16 protein-coding genes, 1 pseudogene and 1 other annotated feature are annotated in these 16,059 nt (G+C 40.0%); of the genes and pseudogenes, 15 read left to right on the top strand and 2 right to left on the bottom strand.

Going from position 1 to position 16,059, the window contains the following annotated elements; all coding sequences use genetic code 11:
* Positions 1-6: 6 nt before the first annotated feature.
* The 3 genes from MHH65_RS18920 to MHH65_RS18910 all read left to right on the top strand — a co-directional run bounded on the left by MHH65_RS18920 (position 7) and on the right by MHH65_RS18910 (position 2,603).
* Positions 7-801, top strand: a complete 795-nt coding sequence (locus tag MHH65_RS18920; RefSeq protein WP_024424026.1) for an MBL fold metallo-hydrolase — start codon at positions 7-9, stop codon at positions 799-801.
* Positions 802-882: 81 nt separating this feature from the next.
* Positions 883-2,070, top strand: coding sequence for a trypsin-like peptidase domain-containing protein (locus MHH65_RS18915; protein ID WP_025093690.1), 1,188 nt, complete (start codon positions 883-885; stop codon positions 2,068-2,070).
* Between the two features lie 68 nt (positions 2,071-2,138).
* Positions 2,139-2,603, top strand: a complete 465-nt coding sequence (locus MHH65_RS18910; RefSeq protein ID WP_024427619.1) for a GNAT family N-acetyltransferase — start codon at positions 2,139-2,141, stop codon at positions 2,601-2,603.
* A gap of 39 nt (positions 2,604-2,642) precedes the next feature.
* Here the strand turns inward: MHH65_RS18910 and MHH65_RS18905 are convergent, their stop codons facing one another.
* The gene (locus MHH65_RS18905) at positions 2,643-3,524 is read right to left on the bottom strand and encodes an ABC transporter ATP-binding protein (protein ID WP_268414071.1); all 882 of its coding nucleotides are present in this window, start codon (positions 3,522-3,524) and stop codon (positions 2,643-2,645) included.
* Positions 3,525-4,214: an ABC transporter permease subunit gene (locus MHH65_RS18900; protein WP_025093692.1), complete on the bottom strand. Its 690-nt coding sequence runs from the start codon at positions 4,212-4,214 to the stop codon at positions 3,525-3,527.
* A gap of 192 nt (positions 4,215-4,406) precedes the next feature.
* Positions 4,407-4,677 (top strand) — a binding site (T-box leader).
* 111 nt (positions 4,678-4,788) lie between these two features.
* Here MHH65_RS18900 and MHH65_RS18895 point away from each other — a divergent pair.
* From MHH65_RS18895 to MHH65_RS18840, 12 genes and pseudogenes are all read left to right on the top strand, one after another.
* A complete protein-coding gene (locus tag MHH65_RS18895; RefSeq protein ID WP_024427616.1) occupies positions 4,789-5,649 on the top strand; it encodes an S-adenosyl-l-methionine hydroxide adenosyltransferase family protein in 861 nt (286 codons plus the stop codon).
* A gap of 14 nt (positions 5,650-5,663) precedes the next feature.
* Complete coding sequence (locus MHH65_RS18890) at positions 5,664-6,221, top strand: ECF-type riboflavin transporter substrate-binding protein (protein ID WP_268414072.1); 558 nt, start codon at positions 5,664-5,666, stop codon at positions 6,219-6,221.
* Positions 6,222-6,240: 19 nt separating this feature from the next.
* Positions 6,241-7,956 carry an ABC transporter ATP-binding protein gene (locus MHH65_RS18885; protein ID WP_268414073.1) on the top strand — a complete coding sequence of 572 codons (1,716 nt, stop codon included), beginning with the start codon at positions 6,241-6,243 and terminating at the stop codon, positions 7,954-7,956.
* Positions 7,947-8,774 (top strand): energy-coupling factor transporter transmembrane component T, encoded by an 828-nt coding sequence (locus MHH65_RS18880; protein WP_041118410.1) that lies wholly within the window; start codon positions 7,947-7,949, stop codon positions 8,772-8,774. The genes MHH65_RS18885 and MHH65_RS18880 overlap by 10 nt, the downstream gene beginning before the upstream one ends.
* A 116-nt stretch (positions 8,775-8,890) precedes the next feature.
* Positions 8,891-10,041 (top strand): IS3 family transposase gene (locus MHH65_RS18875; RefSeq protein ID WP_098677243.1). Its coding sequence is split into 2 segments (ribosomal slippage): positions 8,891-9,164 and positions 9,164-10,041, totalling 1,152 coding nucleotides; the frame shifts between segments, so codons are not numbered across the junction.
* Between the two features lie 188 nt (positions 10,042-10,229).
* Positions 10,230-10,400: a CxxH/CxxC protein gene (locus tag MHH65_RS18870; RefSeq protein WP_008360116.1), complete on the top strand. Its 171-nt coding sequence runs from the start codon at positions 10,230-10,232 to the stop codon at positions 10,398-10,400.
* A gap of 80 nt (positions 10,401-10,480) precedes the next feature.
* A complete protein-coding gene (rlmH, locus tag MHH65_RS18865; RefSeq protein ID WP_098677240.1) occupies positions 10,481-10,960 on the top strand; it encodes a 23S rRNA (pseudouridine(1915)-N(3))-methyltransferase RlmH in 480 nt (159 codons plus the stop codon).
* Between the two features lie 80 nt (positions 10,961-11,040).
* On the top strand, positions 11,041-12,030 hold the full coding sequence (locus MHH65_RS18860; RefSeq protein ID WP_098677239.1) for a TIR domain-containing protein: 990 nt from the start codon (positions 11,041-11,043) through the stop codon (positions 12,028-12,030).
* A 90-nt stretch (positions 12,031-12,120) separates the two neighbouring features.
* A complete protein-coding gene (locus MHH65_RS18855; RefSeq protein WP_255290973.1) occupies positions 12,121-13,566 on the top strand; it encodes an SIR2 family protein in 1,446 nt (481 codons plus the stop codon).
* 115 nt (positions 13,567-13,681) lie between these two features.
* Positions 13,682-14,047 (top strand): annotated as a pseudogene (locus tag MHH65_RS18850) (TIR domain-containing protein); the annotation flags it as partial.
* 392 nt (positions 14,048-14,439) lie between these two features.
* Positions 14,440-14,742 carry a metalloregulator ArsR/SmtB family transcription factor gene (locus MHH65_RS18845; RefSeq protein ID WP_098677238.1) on the top strand — a complete coding sequence of 101 codons (303 nt, stop codon included), beginning with the start codon at positions 14,440-14,442 and terminating at the stop codon, positions 14,740-14,742.
* A 137-nt stretch (positions 14,743-14,879) separates the two neighbouring features.
* The gene (locus MHH65_RS18840; protein WP_025093702.1) at positions 14,880-16,046 is read left to right on the top strand and encodes an MFS transporter; all 1,167 of its coding nucleotides are present in this window, start codon (positions 14,880-14,882) and stop codon (positions 16,044-16,046) included.
* Positions 16,047-16,059 lie beyond the last annotated feature (13 nt).

Here is a 16,059-nt window from a genome sequence, read left to right as displayed (position 1 = left end):
GAGAACATGAGCTTGCAGTTCAGTGTACTAGCGAGCGGAAGTACGGGGAACGCTTTTTATTTAGAAACAGACGAGCATGCCTTTTTGGTGGATGCTGGTTTAAGCGGCAAACAGATGGTCGAGCTGCTTGGCCAAATCGACCGCAAGCCTGAGGACTTGGACGGCATTTTTGTGACACATGAGCACTCCGATCATATTAAAGGGCTTGGTGTCATGGCAAGAAAGTACAAGCTTCCTGTCTATGCAAATGCGAAAACATGGAAGGCGATGGAATCTCATATCGGAAAAATTGATACAGAGCAGAAATTCCATTTTGATATGGAGACCGTTCAATCCTTTGGCGGCCTTGATGTCGAGTCATTTGGCGTCTCACACGATGCGGCAGAGCCTATGTTTTACGTGTTCCATTATGGAGGGCGCAAACTTGCCCTCATGACGGATACAGGCTATGTGAGTGACCGCATGAAAGGTATTATTAAGTCAGCCAATACGTTTGTGTTTGAGAGCAATCATGATGTCGGGATGCTGCAAATGGGCCGATACCCATGGAGCATTAAGCGCAGAATTCTAAGCGATGTCGGACATGTATCAAATGAAGATGCTGCTCTTGCAATGACAGATGTCATTGGAGATGCCACCTCACGCATTTATTTGGCTCACTTGAGTCAAGACAACAACATGAAGGATTTAGCCCGTATGGCGGTCCAGCAGACGCTTGAAATGAAGGGCTTTGTTGTGGGGGATGGCTTTGATTTATTTGATACGGACCCGAAAAAAGCAACCCCGCTTTGCGCCGTATGATTTTTATAATCGTATGATTAAGATAAGAGCTTCTTACCAACACTATATACATCATCTATTCACTGAAAGGAAGGAAACATAGTGGATTATCGCGATGTAGAGTGGAAGCCGAGACGAAGCAGAAAAGGATATTTTCTTTCTGGTTTGATCGGTGTATTGGTAGGAGCTTTTTTAATGGGATTCTTTTTCCCCTATGTATCTGGACAGAGCGGCAGTCCCTTTGGATGGCAGCAGAACGGTGATGGGCAAGCATCACAGGGTCCTTTAAAGACGGTGAATGTAAACGTCAATGATGCTGTCACGAAAGTGGTGTCTAATATGTCAGATACGGTGGTCGGCGTCATTAATATCCAAAAGTCGAGCTTTTGGGAGGAAGGCGGAGAAGCAGGCAGCGGGTCAGGTGTGATTTATAAAAAAAAGGGTGACACGTTTTATATTGTCACAAACCATCATGTCATCAAAGGCGCCAACCAGCTTGAAGTGAGCCTCCATGATGGGACAAGAATTGGTGCCAATCTTGTCGGCAGCGATCAGCTTATGGATTTAGCTGTTCTCACTGTCAAAAGTGATAAAATCAAGAAAACCGCAGCCTTCGGTAACTCAGATCATGTGAAGCCGGGTGAGCCAGTCATCGCCATTGGAAATCCATTAGGGCTTGAATTCGCAGGTTCTGTCACACAAGGGGTCATTTCAGGCACAGAGCGAGCGATCCCTGTTGACTCAAATGGGGACGGACAGACGGATTGGAATGCAGAGGTACTGCAAACAGATGCCGCCATCAATCCTGGAAACAGCGGTGGTGCCTTGATCAATATGGACGGAAAGGTGATCGGCATCAACTCAATGAAGATTGCTGAATCAGAGGTAGAGGGAATCGGGCTGTCTATTCCAGCGAATCTGGTCATCCCTGTCATAGAGGATTTAGAGCGCTACGGAGAGGTAAAGCGTCCGTATCTTGGCGTCGGCATGAAATCATTAGCGGATATTGCGAGCTACCACTGGCAGGAAACGTTGAAACTGCCATCCAAGGTTACATCCGGGGTCGTTGTTATGAGTGTTGAGCCGTTATCTCCAGCAGGAAAAGCGGGACTAAAAGAGCTGGATGTCGTGACCTCCTTCGATGGCAAGAGTGTACAGAATATCGTGGATCTTCGTAAGTACTTATATCAAAGGAAGGTCGGCGACAAGGTAAAGGTGCAATTTTACCGAAGCGGGAAGAAAAAGTCAGCAGAGATCAAACTTTCTCAAACCGACCGATATGGCGGCTAACCAGTTCCAGTAAGGGACTGGTTTTTTTGGCATGACTGACATATGATGAAGGAAAGGGGGTTGTAAGGTTGGTTACACTACAACGGATGTCACAAACCGATTACGATGTATTGATAGAGAAGGCCATTCAGCGGTACGCGGAAGAAAAGGTACTCGCAGGAACATGGAAGAAGGAAGAATCACTTGCGAACGCAGAAGAACAATTTGACAGGCTTCTTCCAGAAGGACTTCAGACAGAGCATCATGAGCTGTGGAATTTCTTAAACGGAGATGAAGCGATTGGCTGGGTTTGGCTTTGTTATGACCCGAATCACCCGCAGCACGAAGCATTTATTTATAACTTTATTTTGTTTGAAGCTTATCGAGGAAAAGGCTTTGCAAAGCAGGCCATTGCTGCATTAGAGGAGCAGGCAAAGTCATTAGGTGTGCAAAAACTCTCGCTCCATGTCTTTGCTCACAATCAAATCGCCCGTTCGCTGTACGAGAAAACGGGATTTGCAGAAACCGGTATTTATATGAGTAAACCTTTATAAAAAAGAAGAAGTACCGTGCAGAAAGCGTACGGTACTTTTTTATGAGGACATCATGGCATCCTGAGCCGTGACTCTGTATAAATCGACTTTACACTTCACGAAAGCGCGAATGATCGCTGGAACTTGAGCTTCTGAACGAATTAACAATGAGGTCTCGTCATCACTGATCACAAGATCTGTTCCGACAGTTTGTAGGTACTGCGTGAGAACAGGTTTCACCTCATCATCAATCCATGCATGCTTGAAGGTTGCACGTATGTTTGAGGATGTGATGGTTTTCTCTTGAGGATGAGTATGTGGGGACACTAATTTTCCTTCAGAAATGAACGCCGTTTTGGTACAAATACTATTGGTGAACCTTGGGCGGTCAGCTGTTAAAAAGATGGTTTTCCCTTCATCCTTTAATGTTTTAATGACCCGCTGAATGTGCAAGATCGAATCTGCATCAATATCGGCAAAAGGTTCGTCAAGTAAAATAAATTCCGGCTGATGGGCGATGGCCTGCGCCATTCCAAGCCGTTTCTTCATACCAGGTGTGAAGGCACCGACCTTCTCCTGATGATCATGATGTAAACCGACAAATTCGAGCAGTTCTTCATAATCACTCGTTCTCTGGCGTGTTCCAGTGATTTTTGATAAATAGGCAATATGCTCAAGAGCCGTAAGACCTTCATATAAATCCGTATATTCTGGCAGAACACCGATATGCTGTCTCACTTTTTTTAGCGAAGGCATATTCATCACTGTAAACGTACCAGAGGTAGGGCGGGAGATCCCGGTAATGATATTGAAAAACGTCGTCTTACCAGATCCCTTTGGTCCAATGAGGCCGAAGATATCGCCCTGATTGACATCAAGATTAATATGATCTATTGCGACTTTTGTACGATATTTTTTTGTGAGCCCTTTTGTATGAAGCATCTACACATCCCTCCTTTGAAACAGCAGTGCAGTTCCAATGAGTAAGATAACGGTCAATGCCGTGTTCATTAGGACGTAGGTCAGCGGTTCACTCCAGCGCGCATAATAATAAGGCGTCATATATTGGAACCAATGAATCATTCGTTCTGAAGAAAGAACAGAAATCATACTGACGATTGGGAAAAGAAAGGAAAATAACATACCGACAAACATTGATTTCTGCGGTGTTGGAAAGAGCATGGACAAAAATAAAGCACATGAGATACCGACACTGATAAAGGTTAAGATTTTTAAGGCATCTGAGAACAGAAAACGGTGTGAAATCACCATATTCAGCACATATGTCGTCATAATACAGCTAAGCCAAAACAGCATCAGTCCTAGATATTTCCCGATGATAATGTTCAAACGGGTTGTTTTACTGACGAGAAAACGAATGGTTTTCAAATGAATTTCGCGGCTTAAAATATCATGAGACAACAAAAAAATAAGGAAGAAACCAAATAAAGACATCACCAGTTCATTCCCAATAGAATAAGGATCCTTTGCCAGTTCCCATTTTTCCTGATGAGCAGCGATAAACGGAAGACTTGAAACAAAAGTAGATAAAATGAAAATAATAACAATTGTTAAAATAGATTTTGTGCTTTTGAAGAGCTGCTTAAACTCATTCATACAGATGGTCCACACACGCTGTACCTCCCTTCACCTTTATTATACCCCTAGAAAAGAAAGACACCATATCTCGCTCTTTAACATTTGTTTAAATTTCATAAAAAGAAGACTCTTCCAGCACCAGTTGACTCATTTTTAAAAATGTTCAGAAAAATATCTTGATTTATCAAAAAACATCATGTATGATAGCTTTAATTCAAGATAGTTATACAGGCAATGACGAGAGAAAGTACAATCATCAATTTTTCCACAGAGAGCTTCGGTAGCTGAAAAGAAGCAAAAATAATGATTCGAAAAATGGTCTCTGAGCCTCGTGCTGAACATATCTATGATATTAGTAGGTGACGACGAGAGTTGGTACTCGTTATCAAAACCACAGTATATGAGCCAGATTGGAGCTTTGTACTTGTAGAGGCTGTTTAGCGCGAGCAAACAGTAAATAAAGGTGGTACCACGAGACAAATACCTCGTCCTTATGATTCAAAGATAAGGATGGGGTATTTTTTATTGTCCACTTTTTTTCATACAATTGTTCAAATGTTCCACGTGAAACACCACATCCATTTTTTCAAATGAAAGGGAGATTGACATGAGTGAACATGCATTGGTTTTACAATCAGATTTCGGCATTGATGATGGAGCTGTCAGTGCAATGTACGGAGTGGCAAATACGGTCAGCAGCAGCATCCGCATTTTTGATTTAACACACAATATTCCGCAGTATGACATTTGGGAGGCATCTTATCGCCTGCTTCAAACCGTCACATACTGGCCGGAAGAGACGGTATTCGTTTCCGTCGTTGACCCGGGCGTTGGATCAGAGAGAAAAAGTCTTGTCGTCAAAACGACAAGTTCACACTATATTATTACCCCAGATAACGGGACACTCACGCACGTTGCCCAGGATATTGGCATTGTGGAAGCCCGTTATTTAGATGAAACCATTAACCGGCTGCCAAAGTCGGGAAAATCACATACATTCCATGGGAGAGACATTTACGCTTATACAGGGGCGAGAATTGCATCAGGTGTGATTTCATTTGAAGAGGTTGGGCCAAAGGCGAATATTGATGATATTATCCATCTTCCAGTCGTACAGGCTTATGCGGAAGAAGATGTGATCACAGGGACGATTGATATTTTAGATGTGAGATTCGGAAACCTATGGACAAATATTCATCACACGCTATTTGAACAGCTTTCAATTAATTATGGGGATGCAATAGAAGTTACCATTGCCAACGGGCCGAAAAATGTGTATAAAAATATCATGACCTATGGACGATCTTTTGCCGACTTAAAGGTAGGCGAACCACTCGTATATGTCAATTCACTCGACCATTTAGGCGTGGCGATCAATCAAGGGTCATTTGCAAAGGCTTATAACATCGGTACAGGCACAGGCTGGCGCCTTTCGATTCGCAAAGCTCCGCGCATTATATACGAATAAGAGGAGGATACATCATGGCAAGAAAACAACTTTCAACGAAAACTGTCGTTGCCATTGGAATTGGCGCAGCCGTCTTTGTGATTCTAGGACGATTCGTCTCCATTCCAACTGGTATTCCGAATACACAAATTGAAACCTCATACGCATTCCTTGCATTAATGGCCGTGCTATTTGGTCCTGTTGCAGGCGCACTGATTGGTTTTATTGGCCATCTCATTAAAGATGCGACCACATTTGGCCCTTGGTGGAGCTGGATTATTGTATCGGGTGTCGTTGGTTTATTGATCGGCTTTATTTCTAACCGTTTAAAAGTAGAAGAGGGAGACTTCGGTTGGAAGAAAATCACGCTCTTTAATGCCGTACAAGCAGGCGCACAGGCATTAGGCTGGTTTATCATTGCTCCTGTACTTGACATTGTGATCTATGCAGAACCGGCGAACAAAGTGTTTGTTCAAGGCATCGTGGCAGGGATTTCAAACATCATCACAGTTGGTGTACTAGGAACCATTATCATTGCAGCTTATGCGAAAACGAGAAGCAAAAGCGGCAGCCTATCGAAAGAAACATCATGAAGCAAGGTGGAACACATAAATGAAGAAACCGATGATTCAATTCGAACATTTCGGATTCAAGTATCGCAGTCAGGCAGAACCAACATTAAAGGATATCAACCTGACGATCTATGAAGGAGAAAAAGTTCTCATCGCAGGCCCGTCTGGATCGGGAAAAAGCACACTAGCCCATTGTATCAATGGGCTAGTTCCTGCGTCTTATAAAGGTTCTATGGAAGGAAGTCTTCACATCGGCGGGAAAAATGCAGAGAAAGAGAACATTTTCTCCCTCTCACAGCTTGTCGGAACGGTGCTTCAGGACCCTGATGGACAATTCATCGGGCTGACCGTTGGAGAAGACATCGCGTTCACGCTTGAAAATGATCAAGTCACACGCGAAGAAATGAACACACGTGTCGAGGAAGCTGCCAGATTAACAGAGGTAGACGGCAAGCTGGCATCGTCCGTGCATGAGCTGTCAGGCGGACAAAAACAACGTGTCGCCATTGCGGGCGTACTTGTCAATGATGTCGACATTCTGCTGTTTGATGAACCACTTGCAAGCCTAGACCCCGCAACAGGTAAAGAAGTCATCGACCTCATTGACCGGCTGCAAAAACAAACGAAAAAAACCATTGTGATAGTAGAGCACCGATTAGAAGACGTCCTCTTCCGTCATGTGGACCGCATTATCGTTGTCAATGAAGGAACGATTGCAGCGGATATGACACCAGATGAATTGCTCGCCTCAAACGTATTAGAAGCGGCGTATTTACGTGAGCCTTTATATGTAAAGGCGATGAAATATGCAGGCATTCCGGTTGGACCGGGAGATCAGATCGCTGATTTACAGCGTCTCACCTTAGACGACGAGGCAAAAGAGAAAATCGAACAGTGGATGGAAGCGTCTGAGCCATCAGTAGAACAGATTGCAGCACAGGATTTACTAGAAGTGCGCGAGCTGTGCTTTGACTATCCAACAAGACCAAACACGCTGAGCAACATCTCTTTTACCGTCAAAAAAGGAGAAATGATCAGCATCGCAGGAGCCAATGGAGCAGGCAAGACAACATTGTCTAAGGTGCTTTGTGCATTTGAAAAGCCAACGAAAGGGTCAATTCTTTTAAATGGTGATGACATCACAGGAGATACGATCAAACAGCGCTCCGAACGAATTGGCGTGGTCATGCAAAACCCAAATCAAATGATTTCAAAACAAATGATCTTTGATGAGGTGGCACTCGGTCTCGTTTTAAGAGGCGTAAAGGAAGACGAGATCAAGGAACGGGTGGAGCGGGTCCTGAAAGTATGCGGACTGTATCCATTTAGGAACTGGCCGGTCTCAGCCCTCAGCTTTGGACAGAAAAAACGCGTCACCATTGCATCTATACTTGTACTAGAGCCAGAAATCCTCATCTTAGACGAACCAACCGCAGGACAGGACTTTAAACATTACACAGAGATGATGACGTTTTTAGAGCAATTAAACCAGCAGGGTGTCACGATTTTCATGATCACCCATGATATGCATCTCATGCTCGAGTACACAACAAGAACCATTGTCATTTCAGATGGAGAAAAAATTGCAGATGATACACCAGCCAAAGTGCTGACAGATCAGCTGCTTGTCCAAAAGGCGAGCTTAAAGGAAACGTCGCTGTATGAACTGGCGCTGAAAGCAGATTGGCCGAATCCAAATGAACTCGTGGATCGCTTCATTGAGGTTGACAGAAAGGAACGAATGACATGGCTGTAGACATGCTGTCCTATATCGAACGCCCGTCGCCGATTCACCGGCTGACAGGTGCAACCAAACTCATTTGCTTTATCCTCTGGTCATCCGCAGCGATGCTCACGTATGATACAGGCGTTTTAGTCTTTATGTTAGCCGCCAGTATTGTGTTCTTTCAGATGTCGAACGTACGATTTCGTGATATTTCCTTCGTGGTGATCGTCCTGGCGATTTTCCTAGTGATCAATAACATCGCCATTTACATCTTTGCACCCCAGCAAGGTGTTGCCATCTACGGAGCGAAGCACGAGCTATTTCATATTGCCGGCTGGTACAATGTCACACTTGAACAGCTTTTCTATCAGTTGAACATTACACTCAAATATGTGACCGTGATGCCAGCAGCACTTTTATTTATTGTGACAACAAATCCAAGTGAATTCGCCTCATCCCTCAGCCGAATTGGGGTCAGCTACCGCATTTCGTATGCTGTAGCGATTGCCTTGCGCTATATTCCAGATATTCAGCGGGATTTTCGCACGATTGCGATTTCTCAGCAAGCAAGAGGCATTGATTTATCGAAGAATGAAAAATTGGGGAAACGAATCAAAAATGCACTGTCAATTGTCATGCCGCTGATTTTCTCCAGCTTGGAGCGGATCGAAACGATCAGCAATGCGATGGAGCTGCGGGGGTTTGGGAAACATAAAAAGCGTACATGGTTTACGGCAAAAGACTTTCAAAAAGCAGATTATGCTGCGTTATTGTTTGTTGGTGTGGTGCTGATCGTATCGCTAGTGATTACATTTGTTAGAGGAACGAGATTTTATAATCCGTTTTGATAGAAAGAAGCCTTCACAGGAGGGACTGACCCCATAAGATGAGACAAATAAAAAACACCTTCAAGTTTGAAAACGGATCGTTGTAATCCGAAATAAAACATGGAGGTGTTTTTTCTATGGGGACAAGAGTGAGTTATCCGGTTGAAGTCAAACAGAAGGCTGTAGAAATGAGATTGGCAGGCGTATCAATGAAAGAGATTTTGCGGGAATTGAATATCAAAAATAAAACGCAGGTTCAGACATGGGTGAGGTGGCATAAGGCTGGGGATACACACCGGTTCGAACAGCCTGTTGGAAAACAATATACCCATAGAAAGGGTCCCGAGTACTCTTCCGAATTAGAGAGACTGCAGGCAGAAAATCGCTATCTGAGTCAACAGAATGAAGTTTTAAAAAAGTACAACGAATTGGAAAGGAAGTTGATAAGGAAACGTCAATCAAACTGGTAGAAGAATTGTGCAAAACAATGACAGTACAGGACATCTGTGTCCATTTAGGCGTCTCACGCGCTTCGTACTATAGATGGAAAAAAGATCTGACTCAGAATCATTCTAAAAAACAACTAGAGGAACAAATCGGCACGTTGTGCCGAGAGCACAAGTATCGATATGGATATCGAAAAATCACAGCCATACTAAAAATGAGGATGCATATTAACCATAAAACTGTTCAACGTATCATGCAGAAAAACCAGTGGCAGTGCCGGGTTAAAATGAAAAAGCGTAAGAAGAATGGGCAGCCCTATGCCGTGGCCGGTAATATACTGGATCGGAACTTTCAATCTGATCGCCCTCTTGAAAAACTAGTAACGGACATCACGTATTTGCCTTATGGACAGAAACAATTGTACCTTTCCAGTATATTGGATTTATATAATGGAGAAGTAATTGCGTTTACGATTGGTGATAAGCAGGACACAGACTTTATTTTAAACACACTTGATCAGCTCCCAGCACTGCCTGAAAACTGTGTGTTACATAGCGACCAAGGTTCTGTGTATACATCTTACGAGTATCAGAAAGCTGTTCATATAAAAGGCATTACCATGAGCATGTCCCGTAAAGGGACGCCCGCTGATAATGCCTCCATCGAATCGTTTCATTCCTCGCTAAAGTCTGAAACGTTCTATCTTAACAGCATTGATCGAACTACAACCAACATTGTAGAACGCACTGTCAAAGAATACATTTATTATTATAACAACATTCGTATTCAAACAAAACTAAACAACCAATCACCGATCAACTATCGGCAATTGGCTGTATAAAGGTGTTTTGATCCCTGTCTCAAAAACGGGGGTCAGTCCCAGGAGTGGAGGCTTTTTTTGTTTGGTTTGTGGATAAAAGGTGTGGGAAATGGTAAAAGACTATTAACATGTGAATAAATCGGTTATATTGGACAATGAGCGAAACACTTGTGAATAACCAGACAACATATTGGAGGAATAAGAAACTTATGAACAAATCACTTTATGCTTGTGCAGAACATATAGAAACCGTACTAGACATGTACATAGATGATCACGAAACGCCGCCGGAATTCAGAAAAATCGAACATACACACAGTTTATCCACAACCTGTGAATTGTGCGATGAACCTGCAATATATATAGTGGGGAACGAATGATCGGACACAAAATACACAAATTTTATCCACAATTGTTGATAACTTATATGAATAACTTGTTCTTAAGGTGGGGATGACCTGTGAATATATCAATTATCACAGTAGGAAAATTAAAAGAGAAATATTTAAAGCAAGGCATAGCCGAATACACAAAACGATTACAAGCCTATGCGAAACTGGAGATCATTGAGCTCGCGGACGAAAAAGCACCCGAGAATATCAGTGATCAAGACATGAAAATCATCAAAGATAAAGAAGGCGAACGCATCCTAAGCAAAATCAACCCAGACGCCCACGTCATCGCCCTCGCCATCGAAGGAAAAATGAAAACTTCCGAAGAATTAGCCGATACAATAGATAAGCTGGCAACATACGGAAAAAGTAAGGTATGTTTCGTCATAGGCGGGTCGCTTGGGTTAAGTGATGCTGTGATGCAGCGCGCGAATGAGAAACTGTCGTTTTCGAGGATGACGTTCCCGCATCAGTTGATGAGATTGGTGTTGGTGGAGCAGATTTATCGGGCGTTTCGGATTGTGCGGGGGGAGCCTTATCATAAGTAAATGAGATTTTGAGCAGGATTTAAATTACTATATTAACTATATTTAGTAGTACTTAAATAATTAAAAAGAGGGAATGTTATTTGGAAAAAGTTAAAGCAGAATTAAAAACAGATTTAATTTGTTTTGTGAAAAAAAGGGGTTTCTCTATAAGTGGAAATGCCCTAAATATTTTAATGAATGCTGAAGAAAATTGCTATAAAAGAAATATGGCTTTTTTTCCTTCAGATTTGTTATTACCATTAATCACAATGTACACGGATTTTGCAGAAATAATTGATAAGTATGGTGGTAACTCTATATTAGCAATTAAAGATATTAAGAGATCATTAGATAATGATAGTAATTTTAAAGTGCGTGATCCTTATTTTGTTGATAATTACTCTGTAAAAGAAAAAAGTAATTACCGATACCTAATATTAGACAAATGTATAAAAAATGCTAATAACAATAATCGTTCCGAAATAAGGGAGGCTGAAATTATTTTATCAGTTCTAGATCTTCATGAAGAGGAGTTTCCCGTATTAACTAATGGAACAATTGAGGATATTAAGTTCCATACACCATTTATTACATTATCACATATAATTATAGAAAACAGTGAAAATTTGTGGGTGAAATTTGAGGATATTAGATGGGAATTATCAAAATCCAATAAAAGAAATTATGATATTGCTTTATCATTTGCAGGGGAGGATAGAAAAATAGCTGAGGATATAGCAGAATTGTTAACTAATTCAGGTAAGAGAGTATTCTATGATAATTTCGAAAAATCTAATTTATGGGGAAAAGATTTGTATGCTTATTTAAGTGAGATTTACGGAGAAAGGGCAAAATATTGTTTAATGATAGTTTCAAAAGGTTATGCAAAAGAGCACTGGCCAAACTTCGAACGACAAGCAGCTCAGGCAAAAGCATTGAAGGAAAATCAAGAGTATATTTTACCTTTAAGGCTTGATGATACAGAGGTTCCAGGTCTTTTACCTACAACGGGATATATTGATTTTAGAAACACAACTACAAGTGAAGTTGTTAATTTGATTATAAAGAAAATATCGGACAATTCAATTTAAGCGATATTAAATTGGTTTATTGAAATTAGTTACTGTAAAGTTGAGTTTTATATTCCTTATTATTAGTATATAAATAGGAGATAGTTTATTATGAGTATATCTATAGCAATGTTTGAAAAAGCAGTACTAAAAGAACTTCGTAATAATAACTTAGCTATTTTTGCCGGAGCAGGACTTTCGAGAGGATCAGGTTTTGTTGATTGGCGAGGATTGCTTAGTGATGTTGCTTCTGAATTAGACTTGGATATTAATAAAGAATTTGATTTAGTTTCAGTAGCTCAATATCATTTTAATGCAAATGGTAGACAAACTATCAATGAGGCGATTGTAGAAGAGTTTCAAAGAACGGCAGAAAGAAATATAAATATGGATATTTTATCTCGACTACCTATTGATACTTATTGGACTACAAACTATGATTCGATTATTGAAGATACTTTGGGTGATAAAGGAAAGACAGTAGATAAAAAAATTAGCCAAAGTCAGATGAAAAATTATAAGCCTAACCGGGATGTTGTTGTTTATAAAATGCATGGTGATAAGGAATTTCCAGATGATGCTGTTATAACGAGAGATGATTATGAAAAATATGACAGTGAAAGAACTTTATTTACCACACAACTTAAAGGTGAACTTATATCTAAAACTTTTATATTTATAGGTTTTAGCTTTGAAGACCCAAATCTAGAACAAATTTTAAGTAAAATTCGTGTAGACTTACTAGGAAACAGTCCTAAAAATCATTACTGCTTCTTTAGAAGAATTAATAGGTCGGATAGTCGATACAAAAATCCCGATGGTTCCATTAATGAGGAAGAATTTAATTACGACAGGGTTAAGCAAGATTTGAAAATCAGAGACCTTAAAAGATATGGTATTAATTCAGTTCTTATTGAAGAGTACACAGATATTACAAATATATTAATCAATATTGAAAAAAAGTTTAAAGTAAATAAAGTATTTATTTCTGGTAGTGCTGAAAATTATGGGAATTACTCTGTCGAGGAAGCTAAAGGCTTATTACATAATCTATCTAAGTCTCTTGTTGCTAATAACCACCATATTATATCGGGGTTCGGCTTGGGAGTAGGCAGTTATGTAATAAATGGTGCACTAGAAGAAATATTTGAGAATAAGGGAAAGAAAATTAATGAATATCTAACATTACGTCCATTTCCTCAATCAGCTTCGGGAGAAAAGTCTCTAAAAGAGCTTTGGACGGAGTATAGAAAAGAAATGATAGACGATGCGGGTGTGATGATTTTCTTATTTGGTAATAAGTTAGTGGATGGTGAAGTAGTTCATGCAAATGGAATGTTAGAAGAATTCTACATTGCAAGAGATACTGGAAAATACATTATACCTATCAGTTCAACAGGTTATGTAACAGAAGCGATTTATAAAGAAGTAAAAAGCGACCTAGAAAGCTATTGGTACTTACAGGATTCGTTAGATGTATTGGAGAAAGAGACCAATCCAAAAAATGTTATTGACGAGGTAAATGCAATAATTGAAAGAATCAGGAGGCGGGTATAATGGCGAGAAAGGTGTTTTTTAGTTTTCATTACGAAAGAGATGCATGGAGAGCTGGGCAGGTTAGAAACTCTAACATAACCCAAGCAATTAAGGGCTATTTGGATTAGCAGAATGGGAAGAAGTAAAAAGAAAAGGTGATAAAGCAATTAGTGGCTGGATAGACGAACAGTTAAAAGGTACTTCTGTTACTGTAGTACTTATTGGAAAAGAGACATCAAATAGAAAATGGGTAAATTATGAAATTGAAAAGAGCATTGAAAAGGGTAATGGTTTGTTAGGAATTTACATTCACCGCTTAAAAAATCAAGATGGAGAAAAGGATACTAAAGGAGATAATCCTCTAGATAATTATTATATAACTGTTGATGGGAAACAAAAGAAAGCTTCAACTGTATTTAATACTTACTATTGGGATTTGGACAAGGGTAACGAAAATTTTTCTGATTGGATTGAAGAAGCTGCAGACATTGCAGGTAGATAACCTAATTATTAATTTAGGTATGTAAAAACTGAAACTTAAGTTTACACCATCAACCTGATGGTGTTTTTCTTTTTAGTAAAAGGCTTTTCAATAATGTTGGAGATGTATTTGGCGTTTAATATCAAGAAACCACATTTAGATACATCACGGTGAGCCTTATCATAAGTTAGTGAGGGGTGAGAAGGCTAAATTTAGCTGTACCAGCAGTAAAAAAGTACTCTAATCCTTTTCCATCAAACATCTCCATTGCATCAGAATAGAAGATATAACCACCCCGCAAAAAAACGCGATTAAGCCTAAAGCGGCGGGGATGAACTAGTAAAATAGAAAATTTTAAAGGATCTCCAACAACACATGTTGACATATCGTTATTTATCGATATAATGGTTTGTATGGAGCCAATAGAAGTTTTTAAAGCCTTATCCAATGAATCAAGATTGCAAATTTTACAATGGCTAAAGGAACCTGATCGTCATTTTACACCCCATGAAGGGATTGATATGAATACTACAGGGGTATGTGTTAGTCAAATAACAGATAAATTGAAAATGACGCAATCAACAGCATCTCAATATCTCTCAATTTTACTACGAGCTGGATTAATTACGACAGAGCGTATAGGTAAATACACGTATTATAAAAGAGATGAAAATGCCATAAAAAAAATTGCTAAGATTTTAGAACAAAATATTTAATAAATGAACTGAATTCATACATCAGAATTCAGTTTCATTTATTAAATACAAATCGACTTATCGTAATATGTTTTTTTGTCCATACATATTAACAATTCTAGATATGTAAATGTATTATATATAAGGAGTGATCTACATTGTCAAACACTGTAAAGATTTACATTTTAGCTATTGTAAGTTTTTTAGTTGGTACATCAGAGTATATCATCTCTGGTATTTTGGATAATATTTCTGAATCATTAGGGATTACGATAGCTGCAGCTGGCCAGTTAATTACGATTTTTTCTCTTGTGTATGCCATCTTCACCCCAGTATTAATGGCTTTAACATCGGGAATGAATAAACGCAAGTTAATGTTATTTTCACTTAGCGTTTTTATTCTAGGTAATATTCTGGCATTCGTCCTCCCTGGGTATCAATTATTTATTGTGTCAAGAATTATTATGGCTCTTGGAGCGGGGATGGTCGTAGTTACTGCATTAACAATTGCTGAAAAAATTGCACCAAAAGGTAAGCAAGGTACCGCTATTGCTACAGTAGTAATGGGATTTACAGCATCATTGATCATTGGAGTCCCACTGGGGAGAATGACTAGTGATTTCTTTGGTTGGAAAGCTGTATTTGGAGGAATAGCCTTACTCGGATTATTAGCCATGGTGATCATTTCTCTTACGATTCCAAAAATCCAAGGGGATAAACCTGTACCTTTAATTCAACAACTCGCTCTTTTTAAAAAACCAAAAGTAGTGTTGGGATTAGCCATCACCTTTTTCTGGCTTGGTGGTTATTCAATTGCCTATACCTATTTATCCCCTTACCTTTTAAATATATCGGGTGTAAGCAGCAAATTGCTGAGTGGAGTTCTCCTCGTATTCGGGATTGCTAGTCTAGTTGGGTCAAAGTTTGGTGGATTTAGTACCGATCGCTGGGGTGTGAATTTTACGCTGATTAGTGGAATGACATTACATGTCATCATGCTCATATTGCTCTCACTAGTTACGCATTCTTATGTTGGAGTATTGCTCATTTTAATATTATGGTCATTTGCTGCATGGTCTTCTGGCCCGACTCAACAATACCACTTAGCTACAATGGAGCCAGAGTCATCAGGTATACTATTAGGTCTCAATCAGTCAATGATGCAATTGGCGATGGCCGCAGGTGCAGCTATTGGAGGTATCTTTGTAGAGAGGGTTTCTCTATCTTCCGTTACTTGGGCAGGTGCTTTAGGCGTTGCAATCGCGATCATTGTAACAATATTGGCTTCGCGTGCTACTTCGAGTAATGAAATTCGATATACTTAAACAGTAGAACGAT

It is taken from the genome of Bacillus sp. FSL L8-0654 (assembly GCF_038629965.1).
GTDB lineage: Bacteria > Bacillota > Bacilli > Bacillales > Bacillaceae > Bacillus > Bacillus safensis.
Note: the sequence above shows the minus strand (reverse complement) of the source record. Positions and strands in the feature narration are given on the sequence as shown.

Excerpts from the sequence above, each read along its gene's own strand:
- MHH65_RS18845 (WP_098677238.1), top strand. The coding sequence starts at position 14,440 with ATGGAGCCAATAGAAGTTTTTAAAGCCTTATCCAATGAATCAAGATTG.
- MHH65_RS18870 (WP_008360116.1), top strand. The coding sequence starts at position 10,230 with ATGAACAAATCACTTTATGCTTGTGCAGAACATATAGAAACCGTACTA.
- MHH65_RS18895 (WP_024427616.1), top strand. The coding sequence starts at position 4,789 with ATGAGTGAACATGCATTGGTTTTACAATCAGATTTCGGCATTGATGAT.
- MHH65_RS18880 (WP_041118410.1), top strand. The coding sequence starts at position 7,947 with ATGGCTGTAGACATGCTGTCCTATATCGAACGCCCGTCGCCGATTCAC.
- MHH65_RS18905 (WP_268414071.1), bottom strand. The coding sequence starts at position 3,524 with ATGCTTCATACAAAAGGGCTCACAAAAAAATATCGTACAAAAGTCGCA.
- MHH65_RS18885 (WP_268414073.1), top strand. The coding sequence starts at position 6,241 with ATGAAGAAACCGATGATTCAATTCGAACATTTCGGATTCAAGTATCGC.
- MHH65_RS18855 (WP_255290973.1), top strand. The coding sequence starts at position 12,121 with ATGAGTATATCTATAGCAATGTTTGAAAAAGCAGTACTAAAAGAACTT.
- MHH65_RS18890 (WP_268414072.1), top strand. The coding sequence starts at position 5,664 with ATGGCAAGAAAACAACTTTCAACGAAAACTGTCGTTGCCATTGGAATT.
- MHH65_RS18920 (WP_024424026.1), top strand. The coding sequence starts at position 7 with ATGAGCTTGCAGTTCAGTGTACTAGCGAGCGGAAGTACGGGGAACGCT.